At 48.4% G+C, this 26,730-nt stretch carries 31 protein-coding genes; 17 read left to right on the top strand and 14 right to left on the bottom strand.

All coding sequences use genetic code 11. The features are described 5' to 3' along the window. The first annotated feature begins 223 nt into the window (after window positions 1-223). From ACFOET_RS15460 to ACFOET_RS15450, 3 genes are read left to right on the top strand one after another with little or no spacing between them, the layout of a single operon-like run. Window positions 224-871: a LuxR C-terminal-related transcriptional regulator gene (locus tag ACFOET_RS15460; RefSeq protein WP_379024267.1), complete on the top strand. Its 648-nt coding sequence runs from the start codon at window positions 224-226 to the stop codon at window positions 869-871. Window positions 872-882: 11 nt separating this feature from the next. Then, entirely contained in the window at window positions 883-1,125 is a 243-nt protein-coding gene (locus ACFOET_RS15455; protein WP_379024265.1) for a hypothetical protein, read from the top strand. Between the two features lie 14 nt (window positions 1,126-1,139). Then, complete coding sequence (locus ACFOET_RS15450; protein ID WP_379024263.1) at window positions 1,140-1,865, top strand: DUF72 domain-containing protein; 726 nt, start codon at window positions 1,140-1,142, stop codon at window positions 1,863-1,865. Here the strand turns inward: ACFOET_RS15450 and ACFOET_RS15445 are convergent, their stop codons facing one another. Continuing rightward, window positions 1,866-2,597: an FRG domain-containing protein gene (locus ACFOET_RS15445; RefSeq protein ID WP_379024261.1), complete on the bottom strand. Its 732-nt coding sequence runs from the start codon at window positions 2,595-2,597 to the stop codon at window positions 1,866-1,868. A 262-nt stretch (window positions 2,598-2,859) separates the two neighbouring features. Here ACFOET_RS15445 and ACFOET_RS15440 point away from each other — a divergent pair, with 262 nt between their 5' ends. After that, window positions 2,860-3,375, top strand: a complete 516-nt coding sequence (locus tag ACFOET_RS15440; protein WP_379024259.1) for a ferritin-like domain-containing protein — start codon at window positions 2,860-2,862, stop codon at window positions 3,373-3,375. Between the two features lie 89 nt (window positions 3,376-3,464). Here the strand turns inward: ACFOET_RS15440 and ACFOET_RS15435 are convergent, their stop codons facing one another. The 6 genes from ACFOET_RS15435 to ACFOET_RS15410 form a co-directional block, all read right to left on the bottom strand. Further along, entirely contained in the window at window positions 3,465-3,824 is a 360-nt protein-coding gene (locus ACFOET_RS15435) for a response regulator (protein WP_379024257.1), read from the bottom strand. Window positions 3,825-3,855: 31 nt separating this feature from the next. Beyond that, window positions 3,856-5,847, bottom strand: a complete 1,992-nt coding sequence (locus ACFOET_RS15430; protein ID WP_379024255.1) for a PAS domain S-box protein — start codon at window positions 5,845-5,847, stop codon at window positions 3,856-3,858. 270 nt (window positions 5,848-6,117) lie between these two features. After that, a complete protein-coding gene (locus ACFOET_RS15425) occupies window positions 6,118-6,495 on the bottom strand; it encodes a hypothetical protein (RefSeq protein WP_379024253.1) in 378 nt (125 codons plus the stop codon). Window positions 6,496-6,518: 23 nt separating this feature from the next. After that, window positions 6,519-7,004 carry a hypothetical protein gene (locus tag ACFOET_RS15420; protein WP_379024251.1) on the bottom strand — a complete coding sequence of 162 codons (486 nt, stop codon included), beginning with the start codon at window positions 7,002-7,004 and terminating at the stop codon, window positions 6,519-6,521. Window positions 7,005-7,045: 41 nt separating this feature from the next. Continuing rightward, window positions 7,046-7,519 carry a PA2169 family four-helix-bundle protein gene (locus ACFOET_RS15415; protein ID WP_379024249.1) on the bottom strand — a complete coding sequence of 158 codons (474 nt, stop codon included), beginning with the start codon at window positions 7,517-7,519 and terminating at the stop codon, window positions 7,046-7,048. A gap of 185 nt (window positions 7,520-7,704) precedes the next feature. Continuing rightward, window positions 7,705-8,904 carry a phospholipase D-like domain-containing protein gene (locus ACFOET_RS15410; protein WP_379024247.1) on the bottom strand — a complete coding sequence of 400 codons (1,200 nt, stop codon included), beginning with the start codon at window positions 8,902-8,904 and terminating at the stop codon, window positions 7,705-7,707. A gap of 116 nt (window positions 8,905-9,020) precedes the next feature. On the opposite strand from ACFOET_RS15410, the gene ACFOET_RS15405 reads away from it, so the two are divergent. Further along, window positions 9,021-9,269, top strand: coding sequence for a DUF7218 family protein (locus ACFOET_RS15405; protein ID WP_379024245.1), 249 nt, complete (start codon window positions 9,021-9,023; stop codon window positions 9,267-9,269). A gap of 16 nt (window positions 9,270-9,285) precedes the next feature. Here ACFOET_RS15405 and ACFOET_RS15400 read toward each other — a convergent pair whose 3' ends face one another. Beyond that, window positions 9,286-10,440: a baeRF3 domain-containing protein gene (locus ACFOET_RS15400; RefSeq protein WP_379024243.1), complete on the bottom strand. Its 1,155-nt coding sequence runs from the start codon at window positions 10,438-10,440 to the stop codon at window positions 9,286-9,288. A 127-nt stretch (window positions 10,441-10,567) separates the two neighbouring features. Here ACFOET_RS15400 and ACFOET_RS15395 point away from each other — a divergent pair, with 127 nt between their 5' ends. After that, window positions 10,568-11,518 carry a CvpA family protein gene (locus ACFOET_RS15395; RefSeq protein WP_379024241.1) on the top strand — a complete coding sequence of 317 codons (951 nt, stop codon included), beginning with the start codon at window positions 10,568-10,570 and terminating at the stop codon, window positions 11,516-11,518. A 57-nt stretch (window positions 11,519-11,575) separates the two neighbouring features. Here the strand turns inward: ACFOET_RS15395 and ACFOET_RS15390 are convergent, their stop codons facing one another. Further along, complete coding sequence (locus ACFOET_RS15390) at window positions 11,576-12,313, bottom strand: MBL fold metallo-hydrolase (RefSeq protein WP_379024239.1); 738 nt, start codon at window positions 12,311-12,313, stop codon at window positions 11,576-11,578. An 88-nt stretch (window positions 12,314-12,401) separates the two neighbouring features. Here ACFOET_RS15390 and ACFOET_RS15385 point away from each other — a divergent pair, with 88 nt between their 5' ends. After that, window positions 12,402-13,685: a peptidoglycan DD-metalloendopeptidase family protein gene (locus tag ACFOET_RS15385; protein ID WP_379024237.1), complete on the top strand. Its 1,284-nt coding sequence runs from the start codon at window positions 12,402-12,404 to the stop codon at window positions 13,683-13,685. Window positions 13,686-13,869: 184 nt separating this feature from the next. Then, window positions 13,870-14,046 (top strand): hypothetical protein, encoded by a 177-nt coding sequence (locus ACFOET_RS15380; protein ID WP_379024235.1) that lies wholly within the window; start codon window positions 13,870-13,872, stop codon window positions 14,044-14,046. Between the two features lie 14 nt (window positions 14,047-14,060). Here ACFOET_RS15380 and ACFOET_RS15375 read toward each other — a convergent pair whose 3' ends face one another. Then, complete coding sequence (locus tag ACFOET_RS15375; RefSeq protein ID WP_379024233.1) at window positions 14,061-16,223, bottom strand: catalase; 2,163 nt, start codon at window positions 16,221-16,223, stop codon at window positions 14,061-14,063. A gap of 257 nt (window positions 16,224-16,480) precedes the next feature. Here ACFOET_RS15375 and ACFOET_RS15370 point away from each other — a divergent pair, with 257 nt between their 5' ends. From ACFOET_RS15370 to ACFOET_RS15360, 3 genes are all read left to right on the top strand, one after another. Then, window positions 16,481-17,440, top strand: coding sequence for a YihY/virulence factor BrkB family protein (locus ACFOET_RS15370; RefSeq protein WP_379024231.1), 960 nt, complete (start codon window positions 16,481-16,483; stop codon window positions 17,438-17,440). 331 nt (window positions 17,441-17,771) lie between these two features. Continuing rightward, the gene (locus tag ACFOET_RS15365; RefSeq protein WP_379024229.1) at window positions 17,772-18,284 is read left to right on the top strand and encodes an RNA polymerase sigma factor; all 513 of its coding nucleotides are present in this window, start codon (window positions 17,772-17,774) and stop codon (window positions 18,282-18,284) included. A 51-nt stretch (window positions 18,285-18,335) separates the two neighbouring features. Continuing rightward, window positions 18,336-19,439 (top strand): AI-2E family transporter, encoded by a 1,104-nt coding sequence (locus tag ACFOET_RS15360; RefSeq protein WP_379024227.1) that lies wholly within the window; start codon window positions 18,336-18,338, stop codon window positions 19,437-19,439. On the opposite strand, the gene ACFOET_RS15355 is transcribed toward ACFOET_RS15360, so the two are convergent. The 4 genes from ACFOET_RS15355 to ACFOET_RS15340 form a co-directional block, all read right to left on the bottom strand. Next, the gene (locus ACFOET_RS15355; RefSeq protein WP_379024225.1) at window positions 19,440-20,507 is read right to left on the bottom strand and encodes a DNA topoisomerase IB; all 1,068 of its coding nucleotides are present in this window, start codon (window positions 20,505-20,507) and stop codon (window positions 19,440-19,442) included. Between the two features lie 207 nt (window positions 20,508-20,714). Then, on the bottom strand, window positions 20,715-20,912 hold the full coding sequence (locus ACFOET_RS15350) for a hypothetical protein (RefSeq protein ID WP_379024224.1): 198 nt from the start codon (window positions 20,910-20,912) through the stop codon (window positions 20,715-20,717). A gap of 26 nt (window positions 20,913-20,938) precedes the next feature. After that, window positions 20,939-21,313 (bottom strand): response regulator, encoded by a 375-nt coding sequence (locus tag ACFOET_RS15345; protein ID WP_379024222.1) that lies wholly within the window; start codon window positions 21,311-21,313, stop codon window positions 20,939-20,941. A gap of 181 nt (window positions 21,314-21,494) precedes the next feature. Continuing rightward, the gene (locus tag ACFOET_RS15340; RefSeq protein ID WP_379024220.1) at window positions 21,495-21,758 is read right to left on the bottom strand and encodes a hypothetical protein; all 264 of its coding nucleotides are present in this window, start codon (window positions 21,756-21,758) and stop codon (window positions 21,495-21,497) included. A gap of 129 nt (window positions 21,759-21,887) precedes the next feature. Here ACFOET_RS15340 and ACFOET_RS15335 point away from each other — a divergent pair, with 129 nt between their 5' ends. The 6 genes from ACFOET_RS15335 (at window position 21,888) to ACFOET_RS15310 (ending at window position 26,716) form a co-directional block, all read left to right on the top strand. After that, window positions 21,888-22,805, top strand: a complete 918-nt coding sequence (locus tag ACFOET_RS15335; RefSeq protein ID WP_379024219.1) for an SDR family oxidoreductase — start codon at window positions 21,888-21,890, stop codon at window positions 22,803-22,805. A 46-nt stretch (window positions 22,806-22,851) separates the two neighbouring features. Further along, on the top strand, window positions 22,852-23,046 hold the full coding sequence (locus ACFOET_RS15330; protein ID WP_379024217.1) for a Vmc-like lipoprotein signal peptide domain-containing protein: 195 nt from the start codon (window positions 22,852-22,854) through the stop codon (window positions 23,044-23,046). A 103-nt stretch (window positions 23,047-23,149) separates the two neighbouring features. Further along, window positions 23,150-24,493 carry an adenylosuccinate lyase gene (gene purB, locus ACFOET_RS15325; RefSeq protein WP_379024215.1) on the top strand — a complete coding sequence of 448 codons (1,344 nt, stop codon included), beginning with the start codon at window positions 23,150-23,152 and terminating at the stop codon, window positions 24,491-24,493. Window positions 24,494-24,558: 65 nt separating this feature from the next. Next, window positions 24,559-25,113, top strand: a complete 555-nt coding sequence (locus ACFOET_RS15320) for a NifU family protein (RefSeq protein ID WP_379024213.1) — start codon at window positions 24,559-24,561, stop codon at window positions 25,111-25,113. A 5-nt stretch (window positions 25,114-25,118) separates the two neighbouring features. Next, window positions 25,119-25,799, top strand: coding sequence for an arylesterase (locus ACFOET_RS15315; protein ID WP_379024211.1), 681 nt, complete (start codon window positions 25,119-25,121; stop codon window positions 25,797-25,799). Window positions 25,800-25,870: 71 nt separating this feature from the next. Beyond that, complete coding sequence (locus ACFOET_RS15310) at window positions 25,871-26,716, top strand: transketolase (RefSeq protein ID WP_379024209.1); 846 nt, start codon at window positions 25,871-25,873, stop codon at window positions 26,714-26,716. Window positions 26,717-26,730 lie beyond the last annotated feature (14 nt).

Genomic DNA, 26,730 nt, shown 5'->3' with positions numbered 1-26,730 from the left:
TAGATCAATACCATAACCATTAAGAAAATGGCAGTACGTCCAATCCGCATTTTCGTTTATGTCGAAAAAGTCCAGTGTGGCATTCTCCAATGTACTAAAAACCATACTTTTTGTCGGTTTAGGGAAAGTATGTTAAAAAAACAAAAACTTTTACAACCATTGAAACGTATACTTCTACGATTCTAAAACGAGATTATAAATTAAACAGATAGAGGGTAAGCATATGGAAAACTCAGCAAAAATTATTTGGGCTTCGCCTCAAACACTTGCCCGCGACGGCATCATTGCGCTTTTGGACCAAGAGCCTGATTTTGCTTTTGCGGAAATTGTTTCCAGACGGGAGGATATTATACCGGCGCTTTCAGCGAGGCCGGCGACCAACCTATTAGTTGTAGATCATGTTTTTCTAACGGACGACCAAACGTACCTTTCTACGTTAAAAAAAATGGTGCCGCAGATTAAGGTGCTGGTCTTGTCGGGAATAGAATACGATGAAGACATTTTGAGCCTAATGAAATCGGGAGCAGACGGATACATTGTAAATGAAGCCAACAAGGACGAACTGGTCTTTGCGATCAAGCATATCCTTGCGGGCAACACGTACATCTGCACAGCATTGTATTTGAAAGTACTGGAATCCATTGCGGAAACCGATTTTGGCAAGAAAGGGCAGACAGTAGAATTTTCGCCAAGGGAAGAACAGATCCTGAAGCTTATTTTGGAAGGCTATTCTAATCAGGAAATCGCCTACCAATTGTTTACCAATAAGCGTACCATTTTGAAATACCGGGAAAGTTTGCTACAAAAAACGGGTGCATCAGATATCGGCACGGTAATCCGCATCGCACTCCAGCAAGGTGTATTAAACTAATCGATATCGACATGATGGAAAAATCGGACGAAATCTTCGAAGTAAATCTCGATGGCCAGTTTATGGGCAGGTCATTGACTGTCAAGCCTGAACAAACCACCGACGGCGTGCCTATATACCATTGTTACCTGGACGGCACATCGATCAGCCAGCTGCGGCTGGAGACCTCAGGTGAATGGACACAAGTGTGGGGCGATTTGCCCGAGCATACGGTACAGCGCATCGGCGAAGTCATAGCGGCTAATGCAGGGTAATTCGTCGACGGACGGTGGCTGGCAGAGTACATATCGGTACATCCGGTTGGCATTATCAGCACTGGAAGGGAGTATTCTATCCCGAAGGTATGAAGAATGCCGATCAGCTGACTTTCTACGCAAAGCAGTTCGATACGGTAGAACTTAATAATTCGTTTTATCGACTGCCCGCCGAAAACACGTTCCGACAATGGAGGGAAGCAACGCCTGATACTTTCCTTTTTTCGGTAAAAGCTCATAGGCGAATTACCCATTTCAGGAAGCTCAGCTCGGTGACCGATTATACTGCGGAATTTGTCCAGCGAGCGAGCCTTCTACAACAGAAATTGGGACCAATCTTATTTCAGCTGCCACCCAAGTGGAAGTCAAATCCAGCGGTACTGAGCGATTTCGCCGGCTCCCTTCCGGCGGGTCATCGCTACGTATTTGAATTTCGGGATCCAAGCTGGTACAACGATACCGTTTATGACATACTGCGCCGGCATGATTGCGCCTTCTGCATCTATGAGTTGGCCGGCCATCTCTCCCCCGTTGAAGCCACTGCGAGCTTCACGTACGTTCGCTTGCATGGACCAGGCGACAAGTATCAGGGTTCCTATCCAGATGAAACCCTAACAACATGGGCGTCACATTGCCAGTCGTGGCGCAATGCCGGGTTGGATGTGTTCATTTACTTCGACAACGACCAGCATGCTTATGCCGCGGACAACGCGAAGCGGCTGTCGGCACTGATACCCTGACTACCGAAAGAACTTCCATTGTAGGTAAGCGCACAGCCCTTCCAGCTCGGGAAATATGCTGAAGGCATCTACGCCTAAGCTATGGAGGTCATCCAAAATACCGCACGCGTCTGCTTTGGGAATTTTTATTTTTACGAGTTTTGACCGATAGTCACCCAAGTCGTCGAATTGCTGCCGATTTATGAGTGCGGCAGTTGAATGTACTGAAAAAACGCCGGATTGATTATTTATCCGCTGTTTAATAATACGCGGTCGAAATAACTTACTTTCTTCCAAATCGAACGGATGGCCGGTGCACTCATCCGCAAGAAAATCACTGGAGTCTGCCATAAACACCCACACGATGACCGGACCGCCCGCGTCAGCCACCACACTGTCAGTGGCAGAGCTCGCAGCAAACCATAAAGCGGCCAGCGCATTGTGGGTCCAATCGAGAAACCGGGTTGGAAGCCCGTAGTGCTGTCCTAAGGTGAGGAAATCCCAATCATTTTTTACCTGGTAAGGATCGATAAGCAGTGGATTGGCACGTTTAAATTCATTCAACAATTCGCGTTCGGCAAGCAACAGGTCACCGTCTCGTGGCGTCAGCCTCAGGATTTTGGGGAGTAGCGGGATATCTCCTGCCTGACCGCGATACAAAAAGTCACCTACCCTACCTTTGGGCATGTGTTCCTGCTTCAGGGCTTGTAGATAGCGAATGTAATCTTCGAGGGTAGCAATCTCTTTTTCCATTATGCGTGTTAAACAATTGTTTTTGTCAAAATATACTGCCAATGCTATGAAACCAGCGTTTTGGTATAATGAGGATAGTTAAGAAAGGACGAATTGATCAGAAAACAGAAGCGCAGTTGGCTTAAGCAGACAATGATGCCAATAAACAGGACACTTGTCGCTGTTCAATCTTTCCACCTGAAGCAGATAATGGCATTTTTCGTCCTAATGGAAGCCCGGCATAAAAAGTGCATGAACTAACAGGAACCAAAAAATAACAATCATGGCAAATACAAGCAAAAACAAACAGAACATGCCGAATGCGCATTTACACGAGTTGTTTGTCGACGAACTACGAGACGTATTGAGCGCCGAAAAGCTGTTGCTGAAAGGACTTAAGAAAATGGCTTCAAAGGCGAGTCGCGAAGGCTTGCGGACCGCGTTTGAAGAACATTACGTTCAAACCGAGCAGCACATCGAACGCTTGAAACAGGTATTCGCATCAGTCGATCTATCAGCAAGGGCAAAAAAATGTAAAGCAATGGAAGCTCTTTTGGCGGAGGCTGAAGATATCATGGAAAATTTCGAAGACGCCGAGGTGCTTGATGCTGCGCTTATTTCCGCAGCACAAAAGGTAGAACACTATGAAATTGCCAGCTATGGTTGCCTAGTCACGTATGCCAATTTGATGGAACACAAAGAGGCAGCGGAACTGCTGAACCAAACACTGGAAGAAGAAAAAGATACGGACGCGAAATTGACAGAAATCGCCATGGAGGAAGCCAACGTGGCGCAGTGAACCGCTTTGTAACTACCTTGTTTCTAGCCCCCTTTGCGTCTCTCTCTTACAACCACACATAGACACTGCACGCAAAGCGGGGCTTTCTTTTAATCTATCTGCTGCTTTACTTCGTTTAAAAACGCTTTAATATCAAACGGTTTGCTGATGAACCCCTCGGCGCATTTGGCGCGTGCGTCGTGTTTGTAGTCCTCATAGGCGGACATCAGCAGGATAGGTACGTGGCGTGTGGCCGGATCCGACTTCCAAGTTTCACAGATATCTAAGCCATTGCCATCCGGTAGCATGACATCGATTACCAACAGTGCCGGCAACTGCTCGGCCCTTTGGCGAGCAAGCGAAGCGATATTGCTAAACACGGACACGTCATATCCTTGCTCTACCAACAGAAACGTGATGAGCTCGCTGATGTCAACATCATCCTCTAAGACATGGATCGCTTTTTTCATGCCTTGCAAGTTTAAAAAAATCAGCTAGCAATTACAAGCTGGATTGCTTCTCCTGTTTCCTTGGAATTGAAAAATAGAAGGTAGACCCTTTGCTAATTTGGCTGTTTACGCCAATATGCCCCCCATGCCGCTCGATAATTTCTTTACTAAGATACAGTCCCAGTCCCAAGCCGGTCATTTTCGACGTCCCCTCCACTTGGTAAAACCGGGTAAACACTTTCTCCTGCTGGTCGCGGCTCATACCCATTCCCTCGTCCTTCACCTGTACGCTTACCTCATTGGCTGAACATTCAAGGGTTACATACACACTGTTGGCGTTGGGAGAATACTTTATTGCGTTGGTGAGCAAATTGATCACCACCTGTTCGATTCGTTGCCTGTCCGCCTCCACGCGATAGTCGCCGCGGGTATTATTGACGAAAATAGTATGTGTTTGACTGCTGAAATGGAACGTCTCGACGACATCGAGCACCATCTCGCTCATGTCAAACGTTTCAAAATGAAAACTTAATTTGCCGGCCTCAATTTTTGAAATGTCGAGCAGCTCTGCGATCAGCGCATTGATCCGCTCTAACTGCTTAAGGGCTTTGGTCAGAAACCGGCGCCCTACCTGGTCGATTTCCGACCGTTCCAGTATTTGAAGATACCCTTTGACCGTGGTCAGCGGTGTCTTAAGCTCGTGGCTAGCCAAAGCGATGAATTCGTTCTTTTTGAGGTTCAGCGCGTTGACCTCCTCAAATAACCGGGCGTTGTCGAGCGTCACGGCTACTAAAGAGGCTATATCCCGCATGACATCCTCATCTGCCGTGTCAAATACGTCAGACTGATCGTAGCCGAGAAACATGGCCCCGATCAACAGGCCGTCGCCGGAACGGATAGGTATTGCCAAGCAATGTTTAATCTGGGGCGCAGCATAACCTTCCTTAGCTTTGAATAGAGAAAGCAGATAGGAAATTCTGCAAACATCCCTGAACCGCAAGATATTTTCACGCAGAAAAATCGCATGGATCACGCCCTCTTCCAGGTGGACGTTGGGATACGCGTCTTTATTTTCCGCAGCCACGGCCACGGACAGTCCTGACTGCCCCTGATCATCAGACATGCGGTAGAAACAAAAACCGACATCAGCCGCTACGAGGTGGGTGGTCGAATCGATAACGGTCTGGATAATGGACGGGATGTCCATCTTCTCAGAAATCACTTTACCGATAGCATGCAAGGTTTCTAACTTCTGTGCATGGAATTGAATAGCTTGCTCGCGCTGGATCCGATCTGAAATGTCGCGACCCACCTTCGACGCACCGATAATCTGGCCCTGCTTGTTGCGAACAGGTGATATCGTAAGGGATACCGGAATTTCCTTGCCCGACTTGGCAACGCGGATGGTCTGGTAGTGATCTACTTTCCTGCCTTCCTTGATTTCCTGAATGATAATCTCCTCTTCACTCCTCAGGTAGAGTGGAATCAGCGTGGTGATGGGCTTGCCAATGATTTCGCTCTCGCTGTAACCGAAAATACGCTCCGCTCCGGCGTTCCAACTGGTAATAATGCCGTCGAGCGTCTTGCTGACGATGGCATCGTCCGATGATTGCACGATTTCGGAAAGGATAGCCTGTTTCTCCTCGTACTGTTTATAATCGGTCACATCTACCAGCGTATTATGCGCTCCTGCCACCTGTCCATCGGCGGTGCGTATGACTTTTGGGAAAACCAAGACGTGGCGCCGGGTCCTATCCGGTCGCTCTATGATCAGCTCCTCCCGGCTTTTCTCCTCCCCGTTCAAGACCATGGCCATGGGCGACTGCTCCAGCAGCATCGGCCGCTCATCTGCGTAATAGACGGCGTGCGCTCCGGACCACCTGTCCTTTTCCAGTTCGGGCCGCCGCCCCCACAGGGTCACCGCTGCATCGTTGAAGGCGATGAGATACCCTTCTCTGTTACAGACGTAGCTCGCCACGGGAGAAGCTAGAAACAATTCCCTCAAAACACGGTTGTCAACCTCGGCGTGTAATCCATTCATCATTTAGACAGGCAGTTTGTTATTGCCGATAACCACGACACCCAATCCTCCAGCGTTGCTGCCTTGATAAACAAAATTACAATTGTTTTACAAAAATCCAACAATTGAAATATTGCATTTTAAAGCCAGCTATCTTACCTGTTAGGGCTAGCTGAGCGTGGGCGGAACAATGGTAACAACCGGTTATATAGCTGCAGGCTGATGGAAAACTCGTTCACACTGCTGGTAAAATGCGGTCAGCTCGCGTCGTTGCCGAGCAATTAAGGCAGTGGATTACCGAATACGAGACCGCTTCTCTGCATACCGGTAAGCCTTGAGCATTGCGCGCTCGCCGGTATCAAAATATTCGCTGATCGACATGGGTCCTTTGCCCTTCTTGTCAAAAGTGGACCGGACAATATCCCAAGCCCGGAGGATGACTCCCTTGGGATTGCCCCGTGTCGGAAGATCGTTGTTTAGCGCTACGTATTCTACCTCAAGCTCCTCTTGCAGTCGCTGTCCCTGAATGATGATCTGCTCTAACATCCTGCTCAGCTCATCGTCGGCCTGACCAGCAGACCGTCCTCGCACGGCTTCGTAGCTCCAAATTCGTTGCCCGTTTACCTCGATCAGGTCGTTGAGGACTTCCAACGTAACGTTTAAACGATCCATATTACCAGGATTTAATGATCTGTCTAAGAAACTGCGGCCAATTCCTGCTGCACGGATGGACTACCAAGCCCTTCGAAATGGGTAATCCACTCACGGGCCGCGATGACCTCCCGTTTCTGTTTGTTGACCAGCGATCGCATGGGTGGATACAGCCCATCCGTACCCTCAACGCAGTGGTAGGCAATAAGCAGCGCATTTTCGCCTGATTTGCATTTAGCGAGCGAATAGCTGGGCATCCTGCTGGAAAACACCGTTTTTACCACTGACCAAGCCAAACCAAACTGGCCATCAAGCGGCACTTCATCTTCCATCAACCCCCACTGCACGCCAGACTGCAGCAATTCCCCCTTCATTTGCGCACTCTGTTTTATGAACGCTTCAAACAATGCGACCAAGTGCCCTTCGTCGGGGGTAAGGCTAGCTAACATGGTTTCATATCCTTTGATGCGCTCGGCATGGAATGCCACCAAATCGCGGAGGCATTCCTCAGTTATTTTTAGGTTTTCCATGATTATCTAATTATGTTCCGTTGACTACCATTGAGCGGAGATCAGTTAACTTTTTCCCGATCTCTCAATTGCTTGACGTGATCGTGGGAAGCCTTTAACTGTGCTTTCTGGCCAGAAATAAGCGCTTTGGCCGCTGTAGAAATTCCTTCTTCCTGCTCTGCCTCCCGGTAGGCTTTTTGCGCGGCATCTTCTCCGTACTCGCAACTTTCCAGCACCGCTCTCCGGTCATTGACCGCGAATGTCTGCTTGATATCCATCCAAACCCTATACACTTTGCCTGATGCCGTGGTCTGTTCGTCTACCTTATTGTCCCATGCACTGATATGTTGCTGCAATTCAGTTTTCAATCGTTCACTTTGCTCGATCAGGCTACTGAATAATGCTTTGAGATCAACGTCTGCTACTGGCAGCTCCGCGATGGCTTTTTCATAGCCTGCTATGCGGTCATTGTTTATCTTAATGAGGTCATTCAATACTTCCGCTGTTTTTCTGATATCTTCCATGATTTTCTCCATTTTTATATCCTACAAACTATTGATTTCCCGAAGGGGACTTCTACGGTGTTGACAATCGGCCGTGTTTATTTGTTTGAATTTTTTGGATAAATCGACCCATTCACGACAACCGTGATACCGATTATAAGTAGAAGCACATGGCGTCCGCCGCCACCTTTATCCCACTCGTTTTGCACCTCACCCGCTCAAACGTCTCCACGTTTCTCCTGCCGCATGTAAAACGTCCCAAGGAAGAACGTGACACGCAAAATTTTAAAAGCAAACCAACGCGAAAATCGTCTTATCAGGTTATTTTGAGCCGTAAACTGATCGCTATTAATACGCACGCACTTGGTGTCCATGATATGCTGCAGCTCACTGATTGTTCGCCGCACGAACGGCCCTCCCTGCACGTCTAGGTTTAGCTCGACGCTGACGCGGGCGCTGAGGTCATTGACATTAAATGAGCCGATGGTCATCCATTCCTCATCACATGTAGCCAGCTTGCCATGGAGCATATTTCCAAAATACTCATAAATTTCCACACCATGCTGCAACAGCCAGCCATACATAAAACGCTCAGCATCTTTTACAAATGGAACATCCATGCGGCTGCATATAATCAACTGTACCTTTACCCCGCGCTTTACAGCGGCACTTATATCACGGCGGACTGACGTCCCTGGCAGAAAGTAACTGGACAAGAGGATCACTCGGTCGGTAGCCTTCCGAAAAATCTCTTTGTAGGTGCGGGTGATGTCGTGTTTATGCCGCACCCAATCATTGCGGCGCATGCGTACCGCGCCTGTTGCATCGGGGGAAAAATCGATTACGGTGGACGACGGTTTGCAACGAGCAAATGACTTTGGGATGCGCTGAAAGTTCTTCCATGTAATCCAACATAATTCACACAGCTTGACAGCCACTGCACCTTCTACACAGATTGCAAAATCCAACCATGCCGGTTGCCCCGGCCGGTCATTGTATTTGTCACCAATATTCGCGCCGGTGACCAAGGCATAACGCGAGTCAACGACCAACACCTTTTGGTGCATGCGCCGACCAATGTAAAAACGCTTGCTTTTAAGCAGCGGTTCGAACACGCGAAAATGAATGCCGTTTGCCTTGAACTGATCGGTAAACGACCGTTTCAGCCGCGGTGATCCATAGCCGTCTACCAACACGTACACCGCTACGCCGCGGTTCGCCGCCGCGATCAGCGCATCCGTGATCAGCTGGCCTGTTTCGTCTGGCTCATAGATATATACCTGCAGATGGATGCTTTCCTGAGCGCCGGCGATCAGGCGGACCAAGAGCTCAAAATAGGACTTGCCGCCCAATAACAGTTTGACCTTGTGATCTGCAAGATATTCATGGGTATGTGGGGTGTTTCTATAACGCATCATCAATAAGTAGGCTTGACCTAACTGCACTTCTTAACAGCAGATAGCGACTAGTTGTTTCTTGAATGTGCCGTTATGGCTCAGATTTTGCGCGACAGATAAGAAAACATAGTTGAGGTATGGCAAAGGATCATGGAAAACAAATCAGGGATGACGAGAAATACGAAGCCTTGAAGGAAAAAGGAATGAGTAAGGAAAAAGCCGCCCGAATTGCCAACACATCCGATGCTGGTAAAAAAGGCGGCAAGGCCGGCAAGTTAGACGGGCGAACAAAAGAGGAGCTCATCCAAGATGCAAAAAAGATTGGCATCAAGGGGTATTCAAAAATGAGAAAAAAGGACCTTATCGACAGGATCAGGAACCATTAAACCGGTTGATGATGATCTAAAACCTGTTGATTGTCGCTGCTCCGGTGTTGGATGGCATTTTGCCTTCAGGGACAACCCATACTTCACCTCCCTGCCGGAGCACCAGCTCGGCGAGATCATCCAATACATCATCGACCCGATCCTGTGTGTCATCGGTGTGGAAAACGACATTGTCGCGGTCAAGAATGCGGCCTGGGATAACGCGGTCTTCCTCGATCAGCAGGGCGCCCACTTTGCCATCGTACGCATCTTTGACGATTTCACCGATGTCATCCGCTCCCAAACGCTTGGTTGTAGCGTGCCGGTACTCAGCGATCAGTTGGTCTAAGCGTGCGTTGTAATGTGGCTCGAACACTTCGTTTGCCGCCTTCCTAAGCTCTTCTTCAGACAAAACCGATGCATTGATCATTACGCCTTCTTCCATCAATAGCTGATTACGGCTGACCCGCCGGAAAAGATGGTGGTGCTCGGGCAGTGCGGCGAGGATAAGCGGCAGCTGCGTAGGAACTGAATATTTTAAAATAACGGCCCGATCAACAGCTCTAAAAAACTGATCGATATCATTGTCAATATCAGTTTTCTTCAACCCGTGATTCTGCCCCATGTCCCACTTTTCACCAGTTGCAGTACGGTACGCAGCCAACGTGGCGTGCAGATCGCGCAGCTCGTGATCCAGCGCATCGATCATCGATTCGGGAACGTCGGGTCCTGAAAGGTCGACTTCATCCAAACGGTATCGGTTGCCCTCATAAAGTTGCGCAGTGTTGGTTGTCAGCACCAATACGTGATACCTGTCACTGGTCTGCAGGTATTTCAGCAACGGCTTGGTATGCGCGCTATCCGCTACGATTGCCAACGGCCGAACCCGCCTCGGAAGCCGGTAGACGTCAAACGACTCCTTGGTTGCAAAAACCGCCAGCCCTTCCTTTGTGTGCTGCCAGAACTGGTAGTCCTCTGCCAGCCTTTCAAACTTAGAAAATATGGTCTGAACATCCTTATCCCGGGCATATTCTTCTTTGACAGGATCAAATTGCTGGATGAGCTTTTTGAAAACATCCGGGTCTTGAGCATTATCCGGATGCGAGCGGTGAGTTGGCATATACACCGAAAAAACAGGGGGCTCTTGATAGCCCATTAAAGTATCCAATTGCTTTGCTGTTAATGTTGCCATACGTAGTCTTTTATCTGATTACACCGATATTGAACCGGTCTTCTATGAACGCTAACAGCCGTCTTTGCCAATTGTTGGCATTTTTACGTCAAAACATTCGACGATATGGATTGTATTATTGAACGAAATGAACGTAATTGATATCGTACTTATCTTCATCGTTGTATTGGCGATATGGAGTGGTATATCCCGTGGCTTTCTGGCAGGGATGGCAAGGCTGATTGCTTGGCTGGGGAGCCTTTTGCTCACTTTCTTGTTGTACCGTCCAATCGCCCGCTTTTTCGAGGCCCATGTCATCGACAGTGTATGGACCGTTCCATTGTCCTTTTTAATCACCCTGCTGATTGCCGGCTCGTTGTTGTCGTTGCTGATGGCCAAAGCACTTTCCATCATTCCACCGAAAGCGCATCAATACCCGTTAAACAAACTTTTCGGCGCTGTACCGGGCGCTATCGCCGGGATACTGTATGCTGCAATCGCCGCCGCGCTGCTGCTTTTGCTGCCGATATCAGAATCGCTTACCGCGAATACCCGAGAAAGCAAACTTGCACATCATTTAAGTATGGTATTGGAACGCGTGGAACGACCGTTCGCACCCGCTCTCGAAACGGTTAATCGTTCGATCAACAAAATGACCATCCCGCCGGAATCATCGGAACGCATCAGCCTTCCGTTTTCCGTTGCAAATCCGAAACCGAGGCCGGATCTAGAAAGCGAAATGCTCCGGCTTGTCAACAAGGAACGGGCAAAAGCGAACCTGCCGCCATTGAAGCCCGACGAAGAGCTGACCCCCGTAGCGCGACAACACTCGGCAGATATGTTCTCAAGGAGCTATTTCTCACACATCTCTCCAGAAGGGGAAACGCCCTTCGACCGAATCCGGCAAGCCAACATCAGATTTCTCACGGCCGGCGAAAACCTCGCCATCGCCCAAACATTGCACTTGGCTCATGAGGGGCTAATGAATTCACCGGGCCATCGCGCCAACATCCTTCGACCCGCCTTCAGCAGCGTCGGAATAGGCATCCTGGATGGCGGCATTTATGGTTTGATGGTTACCCAAAAATTTCGCAATTAACGGTATCATCCGGTCGTTGCGGGTTCACTAACCGCTGTGGGATTACAAGCTGTGGGGTCACAATTCAATTTCCAAACCGTCTTCAGCACAGGGATGCTGGACATCAGAGCGATGAATCAACATTTCCGGACCCAAATGGGTTAATATCATTCGCTTGTAACCAAGTTGTTCGTCGTACTTCAGTAAGGTCCGATAATCCAGGTGCCCGCTCAGCTGCGATTCGAAGCAACTGCATTCGCAGATAAACAGATCGGCATCACGCGCCAGTTCAATCAATGCAGCCGTCCAAGCGGTGTCTCCGGAATAACTGACGATTTTGCCCCCGACATCAACGCGCAGTCCAAAGGCTAACGCTTCGTCTGCATGAACAACGGGATATGCGGTGATTTCCAAGTGATCGGTCTGCACGACCGCACCTGGGATGTAAGTCTTAAACATCAGATTAAGCTTACCTAAGGCCTCACTGCCCGGATAGAGTTGGTCAAGAAGGCGTGCTATCCGTTCCTTTCCCGTTGGCGGACTGACGATGGTCAAGGGCTCCTCCCGCCCCCTGATCGATTCCTCCAGCAGCAAAAAGGGAACACCGCCGTAGTGGTCGCCATGAAAATGGGAAATCGCAATAGTGTCGATATCACGGACACTGATTCCCCGCTTCTTTAATCCGTAATAGGCTGTCGCACCACAATCGAGCAGCAGGCGCGAGTACGGTGTCTGTATATAAAAACACGTGTGTAACCGCCCTCCGCTTGCAAAGGCATCGCCACAACCGATTACGCTTACTTTGGTTGTTTCCATTTTTTCCTGGTTTTGCAGAAAGAGACAAACAACGTATTGAATTGTTGTGCGGACAAACAAATGAATTGCTGTGCTTGTAACTAAACATATGAAACGATTCTTCCGCAATATAGGATATGTCATGATCTCAACCGGCGCCCTCGCCTCGTGCAGCGACCAGTTTACCGGAACACTTTTCAAGCGGCAGTATCCGCACCAGCGGTACCAGAAGCAGCTTGATGACGCAGGACTTGAACACAGCGCATTATATCGGCAGTGGGTACAAGCGGCAACACGGAGCCTCAATGACCCTGTAGCGATAACGATACCGCATCGGGAGCTGGCATATCTTGCCGGGGATAAACCAACTGCTATCGGCTATGCATTCGGCGCCCGGGAAGGTGAGCTGCTGCATGTCGATGTAACCGCGCAGGGCACGGATAGCGTTCAATTATTCATCGACCTATTTGAGGCACCACAAGACACCGCCAACGCGCACAGGCACCTCGTTTCAGCAGACACCGGCGCAACATACCTCACATGGGACGTACCGCGCGATGGACAATACATCCTCCGCATACAGCCCGAATTACTTGCGGAAGTATCACTTGACCTCACGCTCACTGCGGAGCCCTCTCTGGCGAACCCGGTGGCGCCGAGCGCAAAGCAACATATTGGAAGTGTTTTTGGTGATGCGAGGGACGGCGGCTCCCGCAAGCATGAGGGAATAGATATCTTTGCGGCACGTCACACACCGGTAGTGGCAGCGGCCGATGGCGTAGTAGCTCGAGTGGGAGACAACCGGTTAGGGGGAAAAGTGGTTTGGCTGCGACCAAAAGGCCGCCAGATCAATTTATATTATGCACATCTGGACAGCCAACTCGTTTTTTCCGGGCAGCCGGTACGCACCGGTGATACACTGGGTTTGATGGGCAATACCGGAAACGCGCGGACGACGCCCCCGCATCTCCATTTCGGCATCTACCGGTCTGGCGGCGCCGTGGATCCGCTGCCCTTTGTCCGTCCAGGTAAATCGAACCCTCCGAAAATCACTGCCGATACGAGTCGGATAGGCGATACCATGCGCACCACCGCCCAGCTGACCGCGGGCATCCCGCGCCATAGCCCCGTAAGTGTTGAGGCTGCGTATATGAATGGATACCGCGTGGTCTTTCCGGACCATAGCAAGCGCTTCTTGACCCACAAACAACTTGTGCCGCTAGCCGCTATACGCCGCATGCAACTGGCCCGCGAGCGTACATTGTATGCACAACCTGATACGTCGGCCGCGCGCGTCACAGAGTTGACGGCGGGCGAACGGACCAGTGTGATCGCGGAATACAATGGTTTTCTGTTGGTTGAATCCCCCCACCGCGGCTGGATCATGCGCTAAATGACATCGAAGCAAACCAATAAGCCGCTGAATTGTAAATAATACAAAGAAAAAAGGGTCGTTATGTTTTTCGCTATCTTGTTCGGTGCAATTTTTTTTATTGGAGTGTTAGCTTATGTCATTTATCGAATGAACAGGAGACGGTAACGGCTCGGAGAATGCAGACATTACCTGTTGGCCAAGTATGAAAAACAGAAAAAAGCTTTGGATTTCGTTCGCATTTATCATTCTAGCCGGAATGCTGGGCCGCTTCGCGTGGATATATATCCAAGAAACAGCGGGAGTAGTGCTCATCATACTTAGCGCAGCTTGCGTGGTAGTGGCGCTTACGGTATTTGCCATCTATTTCAGCGAGTATTGAGTTTTGAGAAACTTTTACGCTGGCACGTTTCTGGCTTCTTCCCGATCCCAAAACCGGTGATGGGCGATCGCATCCACAAATGCGGTTTTTAGCGCACTTAATTCCTCGTCGAGGATAAGTCCCGGATCTTCACCGACCAATATCCCAGTGGGCAACGCTGTTTTGGCGAGAAAGCTCCCCACACCTTTCGAAGCGGCAATAGGTTTGCAGTGTAGGTATGCTTCGTTAATGAAATGGATGGCTTTGGATTCAACGCCCAACCCAGCTATGCTGGCCGCCCCACCGGGGACATAGATGGCATCGAACAATACCGAAGACGCTGTAAGAAAGCTATGATCAACTTTGATCGCTTCATTCCTTTCGGTCTTGATTGTCCCGAGCTTAGGACTAATGACCTGTACGGTGGCACCGTTTTCCTCCAAGACCGCCCTGACCTGGGTAAAGTCGGCATCATTCACCCCATTGGCAGCTAAAAAAGCGATTTTACGCGTAGCAATGCCCATTTTCTTGGGGCGGGTAAATAGCATGCTTAATGCAGGGGAGCGCTCAATCGACGGTTTGGACGACTGTGGTTCATAGGTTGTTTGATCCGCATTTGCCGGGACACCACGGTTGATCGGCTGTTCTGGCGTTTCAGGCACTTCCAATCCCAAGTTTTCGCCTACCGCTTGAGCGAGGTCTTTATCGACCTGTGCCAGTATCCCCAACATCCGTTGGCGTATCTCTACCCGATTCACTTTGCCCAATTCGAAGCTGTAGGCACCGATGATGTGCCGCTGCTCGGCTTTTGACTGACTCCGGTAAAAGAGTGTGGCCTGACTGAAATGGTCGGAAAAACTAGCGCTCCGCTCTCTCACCTTGTGTGCTTCGACCCGCTCTGGATAAGACGAAAAACCTCCCTCTGCTATCTTGGCTTGAAACGGGCATCCGCCGCCGACTGTATTCGGCTCGTAACTGGCAATGCCCTTGTTGATGGTTTGCCGCATATGCCCGTCGCGCTGATTGTTATGCACCGGAGCTACGGACCTGTTGATGGGTATTTCATGGAAGTTGGGACTGCCAAGCCTAATTAGCTGGGTATCCGTATAAGAAAAGAGTCGACCTTGCAGCAGGGGGTCATTGGTAAAGTCGAGGCCGGGCACAATATGCCCGGGATGAAACGCGACTTGCTCGGTCTCGGCAAAAAAGTTGTCCGGATTCCGATTCAGCGTCAGTTTTCCAATCGGGGTTACCGGTACCATTTCCTCCGGAATAATTTTGGTTGGATCAAGCAGATCGAATGGAAAAGCGTGCTCATCTTCCTCGGCCACTAACTGGACGCCCAGTTCCCACTCAGGATACATGCCTTTTTCTATTGCTTCCCAAAGGTCGCGGCGATGGAAATCAGGATCGGCACCTGATATCTTCTGTGCTTCATCCCATGCAACGGCATGCATGCCCAACATAGGTTTCCAATGAAACTTTACAAAGGTGGATTTACCCGCTTCATTTATAAAACGGAATGTATGTACGCCGAACCCTTCCATCATACGGTAACTACGGGGTATGGCCCTGTCAGACATGGCCCACATTACCATATGGGTAGCTTCCGGCATAAGGGAAACGAAATCCCAAAACGTATCATGGGCTGCGGTAGCCTGTGGAATCTCGTTGTGTGGCTCTGGCTTGATCGAATGAACAAGGTCCGGAAATTTCATAGCATCTTGTATGAAAAAGACCGGAATATTATTGCCTACCAGATCGAATATACCCTCTTCTGTATAAAACTTCACAGCGAAGCCGCGAACATCACGAGCCAAATCAGTGGAACCGCGGAAACCAACCACGGTGGAAAATCGGACAAAAACAGGGGTTTGTTTGCTCGCATCTTGTAAAAACCCGGCCTTCGTATAATTAGCCATGGACTGATAGACTTGGAAAACGCCGTGGGCGGCACTTCCGCGAGCGTGGACTACGCGTTCAGGAATACGTTCGTGATCAAAATGCGTCAGCTTCTCTCTCAGAATAAAGTCTTCAAGCAGCGATGGACCCCGCGCGCCGGCCTTCAGCGAATTTTGGTTATCGTTGATCCGGACACCTTGGTTGGTGGTTAGATATTGCCCACGCCCATCTTCCGTATGCGCTGCTAACTGCTGCTTTTTGCTGTTTTCCTGGTTTGTCGCTGTCTTTTTAGTCATAACTTTTACTTAAGGTGTGCTAATAGCGTTTCTGAATGCTCCGCGAATCAATCTGTGTTGGACTCTGGCTTCGCTTGGTATCATGCCGCTGATCGGCCGAAGCGCTTTTCTTGAGAAAAGACAATCAAACCATCAGATTGGTTTGTTTAATTTGAAAATTGAAGAGCACGAGCGATTATTGTTTGGATTTTTTGTGGATAATGTAAACCAAAACCAGCGGTCAAGCGTTAGCGGTTTATCATAGATACAAAGCGTGTATGAAGAAAAAGACTTTTGTTGCCCGCTGGTTTACGACCCTGAAAGACACATTCTCCATATTTATGGGCGTCAGGGGGTTCAAGTTTGCAGCATCATTGGCTTACTATACTGTTTTTTCATTGGCGCCACTTCTTGTTCTTACCATCTCACTCGCCGCAATATTTTTTGGCCAGGAGGCCGCTGAAGGAAAAGTGTTTGAAGAAATAAACGGGCTGATCGGCCGTGAAGCCGCCGCCCAAATACAGCAGATGATTCGCAACGTGCAGCTCAACGAAGACAACACAATGGCACTGATTATCGGGATCGGCACACTGTTTATCGGCGCGACAACGGTATTTGCTGACATGCAGCACTCGATTAACAGAATCTGGGAAATTAAGCCTAAGCCTAAGCGCGGTTGGGTAAAGTTGATTAAAGACCGGTTACTTTCCTCATCACTCGTGTTGTCGTTGGGTTTCCTATTGATCGTATCGCTCATCGTAAACGGTGTATTAATGGTATTTACTGACTATATCAAAGCGCTTTTTTCAGACCTTGCAATATACCTATCCATGGCGTTTGAGTTGATCATCAATTTTTTAGTAATCAGCTTGTTGTTCGGGGTAATCTTCAAGTTTCTACCAGACGTGCGCATCCGTTGGAAAGACGTTAGATCGGGAGCGATTTTCACTGCTGTGTTGTTTATGATTGGCCGTTTTTTGATCGGCTTCTACATACAGACCACAGGAACGGGATCTACTTATGGTGCAGCCGGCTCCATCATCGTTTTGTTGCTTTGGGTCTATTTCACGGCAATGATTCTTTATATCGGTGCCTCATTTACGCGCGCGTACGCCGAATACCGGGGCGCCCGTATCGCGCCAGCCGAATTTGCAGTACATGTGGAAGAACGAGAAATGGAACGGGAAGTTAACCATATTCCACCTAAAAACCGGGATGGACAAACAAGTGATGAATAGCATACTTGTGTAACAAATTTAATACAATCAACAAAGTAAAGTGCTCTATATGCGTTAATACGCTATTTTTATAAAAAACTTTATAAAGTTTGTTTCTTTTTTGTCGTGAAAGAAAACAAAAGGATTATCAACGTTGTTGATTACCTGCAAACTGTAAATTATCAATCGAAGAAGTCGGTGATAATCTACTAAACAAACAACTGTACGTCATATATTTTTACTGTTGTCTGATCGGGTTATGGGGGTTATTAGCTTAACGGTTGGCTTGTGGACAAACGTCTGCAGCTCCGCTTAACGTTTAAAATACGTTAAGCGGCAAATTCTATAGATTATGAATAAGATCGAATTTAACACCAAGGTCGTACAAGAAGCCGGATCGCTAAGCAGCTATGCCTTCTATTTTACACGTGATGAAGAAAATGCTAATGATTTGGTTCAGGATACCCTGTTGAAAGCGTTTTCCTACTACAATAAATTTAAAGACGGTACCAACCTACAGGCTTGGCTTTATACCATATTAAAAAACACCTTCATTAATTATTATCGAAGGAAAGTGAAGACCAACGCGATCATTCTTAAATCTGATACCATTTCCTCCGCTGATTTATTTAAGAGCTCATTGCACAATGCAGCTGAAGGAAAGTTCGTGATGGAAGACATTGACCAAGCCCTTTCCAAGCTCTCCGAAGAGTATTACTATCCGTTCTCTATGTATTATGAAGGGTATAAATACCACGAAATTGCTGATCATTTTAAGATTCCGATCGGAACGGTGAAGACGCGGATCCACGTCGCGCGGCAGCAGTTGAAAAAGAAGTTAAAACCATACGCTAAGGGAAACTAATATGCCCAAACAACGGTGGAATATGATGTGGACGGGCAAAAAGAGTAATGCATGACAGCAATGCCCCTTAAGACCACACGCGTCGCCAACCTGATCTTAATTATTGTCCTTTCCGTTGCCGGTTTATACTTTGCCGCCGCTTTTCTCATACCGATCATCCTTGCCGCGCTATTAGCAATGTTACTCACCCGAGGTAGCGGATGGCTGGAACGTTTCGGCATCAATCGCGCATTGTCTTCGCTCATCCCTCTTTTATTATTCATTGGCACAGTTGTATTAATCGGATTTATCCTTTATTGGCAGATTAACCGGTTTACGGACAACTTCGGCGACATGAGGCAAGAGGTGAGCAACAAAGTGGACACCCTACGGAAATGGGTAAGCGACACCTTTGGTATAGCCTATGAGGAGCAGGAACAATTGCTTAAGCAACAGCAAGAGAAAGCTTCCTCCAAAACCGGAAACGTATTGATGGCTGTGGTTGATACCTTGGCCAGTATCGCATTCAATACAGTTTTGGTAATGGTTTACACCTATCTTTTTGTTTATTACCGCTCGCACCTGAAAAAATTCGTGCTCCGCATTGTCCCCGAAACCAAAAGGCAGCATGCCAATGAGGTTGTTCACAAATCAGCGACTGTGTCGAGCCGTTATTTAGCCGGCCTGTTCAATATGGTTGCAATCTTATGGGTAATGTACGGCATCGGATTTACGATAGTCGGTCTGGAAGGCGCGATCATTTTTGCGATCATCTGTGGTGTGCTTGAAATCGTTCCTTTTTTTGGAAATTTTGTAGGCAACGTGATCGCCATCCTGGCTGTATTGGCACAAGGCGGCGACGCCGGCATGGTCCTCGCGATCGTTGCTGTGTATCTCGTTATCCAGTTTCTGCAAACGTATTTTCTGGAGACCCTTGTGGTGGGTCAAAAGGTAAACATCAATCCGCTGTTTATTATCATCGGCTTGGTGGCTGGTGAACTGCTATGGGGCATCGCCGGAATGGCCCTGGCCATTCCCGTGCTTGGTATTGTTAAAATAATCTGCGATAATATTCCAGAACTTCATGCGTACGGACAACTCATCGGTCCTGCGAACATCAAGAAAGATAAAGCCACACTGATGAAGCTACTGAAAAAAAAACAGCCTAAAACGTAGTTACGTGTTTGTCTCTGAGGCCACCAACTGCAGGAACGCCAAAAGCTGTCGTTCGGTCTCTTTGATGGTGGGTACCCCCCTGCCATTTAAACACTTCTTCAGGAACGGCAGTAGTGAGCCGTCTTCATAAGCACTGATTAGACGGTCCGGCACGTAATACTGCTTGCAGACGGTCCTGGTATTCCCCAAGCGTTCGGAAACCGCATCTAATACCGACATGATGTTTGCACGGCATTCCTTTTCGTTGCCGTAATCTACACAACGGGCGAGTAAGTGAAACGCCCAAAGTCCTGCAAACCACGTGCGGTAGTCCTTTGACGAAAAGTCGGGATCTGTGTGCCGTTGCAGGTATGCATTAATGTCTACAGCACGAAGCCTTTGGCGTTTACCGCTGTCGTTGAGGTACTGGAAAAGATAAGGTCCGGTCAACTGTTTGAGCTCCCGCATATTCGACGCTAATGCAGCATTTCGGACCAGTATCTCGTGCTTAACCCCTTTCTTACCACTAAAACGAAAGGTGACGTTGCTGTCCGCAATGGTCACGTGCCTCTTCTTTAGTGTGGTCAGGCCGTAGCTGCCGTATTTTTTCAAGTAATGTTCGTTGCCAATCCGGATCAAGGTAACTTCTGTCACTTTCAGCGCAATAGCGATTGACTTTTCCTTGATGAGACTGCCGTGCCGCAGATCCTTTACGATTTGCCGTCTGATGTCCTGCAACGCACTGCCAAAAGCGAGCATCCGCTCTATTTTTTTCCGTTGCCTTTCCTTCGTCCATTCGGGATGATATAGGTATTGCTTACGGCCCTCTTCATCCACTCCCGTTGCCTGAAGATGGCCTTTCTTGCTCGGGCTGATCCACACGTTCTTCCATGCCGGCGGGATGGCCAATGCCCGGAAACGTTCTAATTTCTTTGCCTCGGTTATCCGGCCGCCCGCACTGTCTAAATAGCAATATCCTTTTCCGCGCCGTACCCGCTTATAACCCGCCACCATGTCGGGCAGGTAGCGAAGTTTCGCCCCGCTATTCTTCTGTGCTGATTTGGCCGTCGACGGTTTCAATAAAATCAAGCCCCCATTGTGTTATCTCCAACATAGCGTTTGAAAATGGCTCTCCGTCATGCATTTCGTAGGCAACTAACAGGCCTTGCGTTCTTAATTCGAAAACTGCCTCAACCAAATCAGATGCCTCTACATGGAGCTCCTCGGCAAATTTACGAATCGAACCGGTTGACCACCTTCTTAAAAGGCGCAAAAGGTCCAATGCCTGTTGAGAGATCATCCATTTTGCCTTTCTTTATTCATCTGGCTTTGCATTCTGCTAAAAAACAAGGCCATTTTCAAGTTTTCAAGCATTCTGCTGTTTGACACTTCATTGGAATAATCCGCTTTATCCGCACTCTCCTGTTCAAGAAGGAGTTTTGGGTACGGGGTGGGCGCTGTTGCTGCAATCCGGTCTATTTTACTCCTTTTCATAATCGCTATGTTTTCTCTAATTCGCATCAAACAGCGAAATCATCTTTTGGATAAAAATCATTCACCGCGTCGATGACATCGTAAATTTCGAACGGTTTACGGATGTATGCATTGGCACCGCAATGCTGCGCAATGTCGTCAATCTCACGAACGGCCGAAATCATGATAATAGGAATCTCCGCTGTTGCCTCGTTTGATCGGAGCTCCTTGCAAAGGCTACTGCCCCAACACCAGCTCAATCCCTCATCCATTAATATGAGACCAATTTCGTTGTCTTTCAAAAGCCTATACATCGCCTTGCCGTTATCTGTAATAACATCATATTCCTCAAACTGCATGATTTCCGAAACGATGTCCGCCATATCGGGATCATCTTCAATGTACAGAATTTTCTTTCTCATCAGGTGTTATAATTGTTCCAAGCTACGTGTTACAAAATCTCCGGTTTTCATTGAAAGATTTCAATAAATGTAAATAGTAAAGAATACAATAACGAATCAGTAGGCTGAAAAAATATCGTTAAGCCAATACACCATGATTTACAACGAACATCCTAAATTGTTTTTTTGTTTTTATTTATTTTTACTTGCGCTGCTCCGCTTTTTCACTGCTTGTGTCTTCATGAAGTCGATTTCCTCCTCCCGGCTTAGAATCGCCACGATCCGTCCCATCCCCTTCGGGAACCGGGTTAATTTGTTCGTCCTGCGGGTCGACCCCTGCTTCGTAGTTCTTTTGCGTTTCTTTATCCTTAAGGTCATTCCGTGGGCGAATGAGATCTTCCCCCTTTTTATCGCGTAGTTTATCGCTCTCTGCGGAAACCTGAGCGCTCTCCTTCTTAATTGCCATAGCTAATTTGTTTAAATATATCCTTTCCTGTATTACAATTTAATTATCCGAATGTTTATTAAAACCAAACTAAGCATGCACCGAATTGTTAACCTCGTGAAAACAGATTGACCGTAACAAAATAGACTTATGGCATCGAACAATATAAGAAGCACTGATTTAACAAATCCTTCAGAGAATCCGGCCGATAAGCATCCGAAGCCACCGTTCCCGAGCAAGCCCCAAGATGTGCCGGGTACGGAAGCGGCAATGGACCCACAGGCTGACCACGGCGAAAAGACCTATAAAGGAAGGAATAGGCTAGCGGGGAAATCGGCTGTCATAACGGGAGGTGATTCAGGGATAGGCAAGGCAGTGGCGATTGCATTCGCACGCGAGGGGGCGGACGTATTGATCAGCTACCTGGATGACGTAGAGGACCGCGATGCGCAGGATACGATCAACTTTATCGAGGATGCCGGAAGAAAGGCGGTATTGGTAAAAGGCGATATCAGCTCAGAAAGCCATTGCCGGAAAATCATTGAAACGGCGGTGGCATCGTTCGGAAAGATTGACATTCTGGTAAATAATGCCGCATACCAGATGTCGAGAGAAACGTTGCAGGACATTCCAGCATGGGAATGGGAAAAAACATTCGCAGTGAACATACACAGTATGTTTTACCTCTGCAAGGCTGCTGAACCGCACATGCTGCCCGGATCGAGCATCATTAATACGACATCCGTGAACGCATACGAGCCGACCCCTATGTTGCTACCTTACGCTGCGACCAAAGCGGCTATCCAGAATTTCACGGCAAACTTGAGCCGAATACTGCTCGAAAATGGAAAGGGTATCCGTGTAAACGCCGTGGCCCCCGGGCCGATATGGACGCCCTTGATCCCGTCGACCATTCCAGACCACGATCGATTTGGAGAAGACACACCGCTTGAACGTCCAGGCCAGCCTGCTGAGGTTGCTCCCGCTTATGTCTTTTTAGCCTCTGATGAAGCGAGCTACATTTCCGGAGCCACTATTCCGGTTACGGGTGGACGTATTACAATATAACATAATAATAAATAGTATTGACAACCCTGAAAATAAAGTTAATTCAATGAAGATGCTCAGTTTAATAGGCGTTTGCGGAACACTGGCAATCGCTGCCGCTTCGTGCGGCAATCCGACAGAAAATCAAAACGATACCGATGGCGTTGATTCATTCTTCATCGACTCGGTTGCAAGTGACTCCGCTACGTGGGGTGATACCACCAAAACAACGGACTCATTGGCTAGTCCTTCATTTCCTTAGCGGGCATGAGGGCTACTATCCAAGACCAACAGGTGATTTCCTACTCCGCCGCTTCGGATTTCGCACCTCATTACCTACCTTTGCGAAAAACAAAAATCACCGTATGACGCTATCACCGCTCACGGCTGTGTCTCCTGTAGACGGCCGCTATCATCATGCGACCCGCGAACTGGCCGACTTTTTTTCCGAGTACGCGCTTATCAAATACCGTGTATTCGTTGAAGTGGAGTACTTTATCAGTTTATGCAACAGCGGTATCCCGCAACTCCGGCATTTTGATGGCAGCCTTAACGACAAGCTACGGGATATCTACCGGCACTTCTCGCAGGATGATGCCCAATGGATTAAGGATAAAGAGAAAGAAACCAACCACGACGTAAAGGCGGTAGAGTACTTTCTTAAAGACAGGTTCGAAGCCTTGGGCCTGATTGATTCAATGGAATTCATTCATTTTGGACTTACCTCACAGGACATTAACAATACGGCTATTCCTTACTCTTGGAAAGAAGCGCTCACGAATGCTTATTCCCCCTTACTCAGCAGCCTCATTGAGGAACTAAAGCGGTTGGCAGCCGAGTGGAAGGCCGTACCTATGCTCGCCCGCACCCATGGCCAACCCGCTTCGCCTACCAGACTGGGTAAAGAAATCCGTGTATTTGTCGAAAGGCTCGATAACCAATTGGAACTGCTCGCCCGCATCCCCCATGCCGCCAAATTTGGTGGTGCCACGGGTAATTTCAATGCGCATAAAGTTGCCTATCCTGATGTAGACTGGGTCGCTTTTGGCAATAGCTTTGTCAACGACACCTTGGGTTTATATCGCTCGCAAACGACGACCCAGATCGAGCATTACGACCACTTTGCAGCACAGTGCGACGCGCTGAAGCGCATCAATAATATTTTGATCGACCTCTGCAGGGATATTTGGACTTACATCTCCATGGATTACTTCAAGCAGCAAATCACCGAGGGCCAAGTAGGCTCATCGGCTATGCCACATAAAGTCAATCCAATAGACTTCGAAAACGCGGAGGGCAATCTGGGCATTGCCAATGCGCTATTTGAACATCTGGCGGCGAAGCTGCCTATCTCTCGCTTGCAACGCGACCTTACAGACTCAACCGTGTTGCGTAACATCGGTATGCCGATCGCCCATTCACTTATCGCGTTCAAGTCCATAGCAAAAGGGTTGAAAAAACTCATTCTCAACGAATCTGCACTGCAAGCCGATTTGGAACAAAACTGGGCTGTGGTAGCGGAAGCCATACAAACCATTTTGCGGCGCGAGGGATATCCTAAGCCTTATGAAGCGTTAAAAGAACTGACACGTACCAACAAGTCCGTATCTCAGGCGACCATCGCCTCGTTCGTGGAAACCCTAAACGTAAGCGATGCGGTAAAGGAAGAGCTAAAGGCAGTAACGCCCTGGACTTACACGGGCGTCTGAGCTTTGACGAAACGCTGACCCTAAGGTATTTGGAATTTAATAACTTTGTAAAAAAAAGAGGAGCAATGGCTACAATAAACGTTTATACTGAATATACCCCGAATCCGGCCACGATGAAATTCTTGGTCAATAAATTATTGATCAATGGGAGTTTAGACTTCCCCGATCGGGAAAAGGCCCAGGAATCCCCTTTTGCGAGAGAGCTGTTCAAATTTAATTTTGTAAATGGCGTGTTTTTCGCAAGCAATTTTGTGACCGTTACCAAAACCGAAGATGCGGAGTGGGAAGACATTGAGGGCATATTAAAGGATTTTGTGAAAGGCGCAGTGGAGTCCGAACTAAAAATACAGGAAACGCTGCGGGATGAAGAGGTAGCCTTTGAAGGCACGGAAACTGAAATCAAAATCCAACAGATTTTGCACGACTATGTACGTCCGGCAGTAGAGCAGGATGGCGGAGCCATTAGCTACAAATCGTTTGAAGAGGGCACGGTTTTCGTTGAATTACGGGGATCGTGCAGTGGTTGCCCTTCCTCTACCGTTACGCTCAAAGCAGGTATTGAAGGCCTTCTCAAACGGATGGTACCTGAGGTTCAGGAAGTAGTAGCAGAAGCATTGTAATAGCTATGCTGAACCACGCGTTACCGATATTGCTCGGATTTCTATTGCTGTCAGCCTGCGGCTCACCGCAAAACCGGCAGGGAAACCGTGATACCCCAGACACAGCACCAAATGCCGAAACACCGATTGTGGAAACAAAAAACATTCTTTTTTTCGGCACCAGCCTCACCGCTGGACATGGCCTGGACGATAAATCGTTGGCCTTCCCTGGGCTTATCCAGCAGCGGATCGACTCCTTGGGGCTTCCTTACCGCGTCATAAACGGCGGGCTCAGTGGCGAAACATCCGCTGCAGGCAACGAACGGATAGACTGGCTGCTAAACGAAAAGATAGACATCTTCGTGTTAGAGCTGGGAGCAAATGACGGCCTTAGGGGTATTGACACGCAGGAAACCTATAAAAATCTGCAGCGCATCATCGATAAAGTCAAGCAGCAATACCCCGACTGCCAGATGGTGTTAGCTGGCATGATGGTGCCGCCAAGCATGGGTGGTGCTTATGGGCATGCGTTCTCGGCGATGTTCCCAAAACTTGCAGAAGAAAATAACATGGTATTTGTTCCTTTCCTGTTAGAACGGGTGGCCGGGGAAATTGACCTGAATTTACAAGACGGTATACATCCCAATGAACGTGGACACCAAATCATGGCTAACACCGTGTGGGAAGCACTGTACCCGTTGCTGTGACTTTCAAGACAGATGCAAAATTCTGTCGGTAAATCCTTAACTTTAGCACCAAATCAATAATAACCATTATAATGAGCGAAGACATCAAGAAACTAGAGGACATTGCATCACAGGTACGGCGCGATATCGTACGGATGGTCCATGCCTGCCAGTCAGGCCACCCCGGCGGATCACTCGGTTGTACGGAATTTTTCGTAGCGTTGTATTTCAGTGTAATGGAGCGCAAACCGGGATTTGACATGGATGGAATAGGAGAAGACATATTCTTCCTCTCCAACGGACATATTTCACCGGTATTTTACAGTACACTAGCCCGTGCAGGTTATTTTGACGCAAGCGAACTGAACACGTTCCGCAAAATCAACTCTCGCCTTCAGGGCCATCCAACAACCCACGAGGGTCTGCCAGGCGTGCGTATAGCTTCCGGATCTCTGGGCCAGGGACTTTCCGTGTCCATCGGTGCGGCACGCGCAAAAAAACTTAACAACGATCCCCATCTGGTATATACGCTGATGGGCGACGGTGAACAACAGGAGGGTCAGATCTGGGAAGCCGCCATGTATGCTCCTCACAACAAAATAGACAACCTGATTGCAACCATTGACTACAATGGCCAGCAAATAGACGGAGCAACGGAAGACGTCTTATCCCTTGGTAACCTTAGGGCAAAGTGGGAAGCCTTTGGCTGGGATGTGCTTGAAATGAATGGAAATGACATGGCTGAAGTACTCGACGTGTTGGCTGCGGCCAAGTCCCGTACCGGAAAAGGGAAACCGGTACTGATATTAATGAAGACTGAGATGGGGAACGGCGTGGATTTTATGATGGGCTCCCACAAGTGGCACGGCGTTGCGCCCAACGATGAACAGTTGGCTGTTGCTTTATCGCAATTGGAAGAAACCCTTGGAGATTATTAATCTTGGGAGTATAA

The organism is Parapedobacter deserti, from assembly GCF_042646065.1.
Lineage (GTDB): Bacteria > Bacteroidota > Bacteroidia > Sphingobacteriales > Sphingobacteriaceae > Parapedobacter > Parapedobacter deserti.
The sequence above is the reverse complement of the archived record's forward strand: the minus strand, read 5'-3'. Positions and strand labels throughout refer to the sequence as shown.

Bases quoted from the DNA above. Each gene is read 5' to 3' on its own strand.
- ACFOET_RS15460 (WP_379024267.1), top strand. From the start codon at position 224: ATGGAAAACTCAGCAAAAATTATTTGGGCTTCGCCTCAAACACTTGCC.
- ACFOET_RS15455 (WP_379024265.1), top strand. From the start codon at position 883: ATGATGGAAAAATCGGACGAAATCTTCGAAGTAAATCTCGATGGCCAG.
- ACFOET_RS15445 (WP_379024261.1), bottom strand. From the start codon at position 2,597: ATGGAAAAAGAGATTGCTACCCTCGAAGATTACATTCGCTATCTACAA.
- ACFOET_RS15440 (WP_379024259.1), top strand. From the start codon at position 2,860: ATGGCAAATACAAGCAAAAACAAACAGAACATGCCGAATGCGCATTTA.
- ACFOET_RS15435 (WP_379024257.1), bottom strand. From the start codon at position 3,824: ATGAAAAAAGCGATCCATGTCTTAGAGGATGATGTTGACATCAGCGAG.
- ACFOET_RS15430 (WP_379024255.1), bottom strand. From the start codon at position 5,847: ATGATGAATGGATTACACGCCGAGGTTGACAACCGTGTTTTGAGGGAA.
- ACFOET_RS15425 (WP_379024253.1), bottom strand. From the start codon at position 6,495: ATGGATCGTTTAAACGTTACGTTGGAAGTCCTCAACGACCTGATCGAG.
- ACFOET_RS15420 (WP_379024251.1), bottom strand. From the start codon at position 7,004: ATGGAAAACCTAAAAATAACTGAGGAATGCCTCCGCGATTTGGTGGCA.
- ACFOET_RS15415 (WP_379024249.1), bottom strand. From the start codon at position 7,519: ATGGAGAAAATCATGGAAGATATCAGAAAAACAGCGGAAGTATTGAAT.
- ACFOET_RS15410 (WP_379024247.1), bottom strand. From the start codon at position 8,904: ATGATGCGTTATAGAAACACCCCACATACCCATGAATATCTTGCAGAT.
- ACFOET_RS15405 (WP_379024245.1), top strand. From the start codon at position 9,021: ATGGCAAAGGATCATGGAAAACAAATCAGGGATGACGAGAAATACGAA.
- ACFOET_RS15400 (WP_379024243.1), bottom strand. From the start codon at position 10,440: ATGGCAACATTAACAGCAAAGCAATTGGATACTTTAATGGGCTATCAA.
- ACFOET_RS15395 (WP_379024241.1), top strand. From the start codon at position 10,568: ATGAACGTAATTGATATCGTACTTATCTTCATCGTTGTATTGGCGATA.
- ACFOET_RS15390 (WP_379024239.1), bottom strand. From the start codon at position 12,313: ATGGAAACAACCAAAGTAAGCGTAATCGGTTGTGGCGATGCCTTTGCA.
- ACFOET_RS15385 (WP_379024237.1), top strand. From the start codon at position 12,402: ATGAAACGATTCTTCCGCAATATAGGATATGTCATGATCTCAACCGGC.
- ACFOET_RS15380 (WP_379024235.1), top strand. From the start codon at position 13,870: ATGAAAAACAGAAAAAAGCTTTGGATTTCGTTCGCATTTATCATTCTA.
- ACFOET_RS15375 (WP_379024233.1), bottom strand. From the start codon at position 16,223: ATGACTAAAAAGACAGCGACAAACCAGGAAAACAGCAAAAAGCAGCAG.
- ACFOET_RS15370 (WP_379024231.1), top strand. From the start codon at position 16,481: ATGAAGAAAAAGACTTTTGTTGCCCGCTGGTTTACGACCCTGAAAGAC.
- ACFOET_RS15365 (WP_379024229.1), top strand. From the start codon at position 17,772: ATGAATAAGATCGAATTTAACACCAAGGTCGTACAAGAAGCCGGATCG.
- ACFOET_RS15360 (WP_379024227.1), top strand. From the start codon at position 18,336: ATGACAGCAATGCCCCTTAAGACCACACGCGTCGCCAACCTGATCTTA.
- ACFOET_RS15350 (WP_379024224.1), bottom strand. From the start codon at position 20,912: ATGAAAAGGAGTAAAATAGACCGGATTGCAGCAACAGCGCCCACCCCG.
- ACFOET_RS15345 (WP_379024222.1), bottom strand. From the start codon at position 21,313: ATGAGAAAGAAAATTCTGTACATTGAAGATGATCCCGATATGGCGGAC.
- ACFOET_RS15340 (WP_379024220.1), bottom strand. From the start codon at position 21,758: ATGGCAATTAAGAAGGAGAGCGCTCAGGTTTCCGCAGAGAGCGATAAA.
- ACFOET_RS15335 (WP_379024219.1), top strand. From the start codon at position 21,888: ATGGCATCGAACAATATAAGAAGCACTGATTTAACAAATCCTTCAGAG.
- ACFOET_RS15330 (WP_379024217.1), top strand. From the start codon at position 22,852: ATGAAGATGCTCAGTTTAATAGGCGTTTGCGGAACACTGGCAATCGCT.
- purB (WP_379024215.1), top strand. From the start codon at position 23,150: ATGACGCTATCACCGCTCACGGCTGTGTCTCCTGTAGACGGCCGCTAT.
- ACFOET_RS15320 (WP_379024213.1), top strand. From the start codon at position 24,559: ATGGCTACAATAAACGTTTATACTGAATATACCCCGAATCCGGCCACG.
- ACFOET_RS15315 (WP_379024211.1), top strand. From the start codon at position 25,119: ATGCTGAACCACGCGTTACCGATATTGCTCGGATTTCTATTGCTGTCA.
- ACFOET_RS15310 (WP_379024209.1), top strand. From the start codon at position 25,871: ATGAGCGAAGACATCAAGAAACTAGAGGACATTGCATCACAGGTACGG.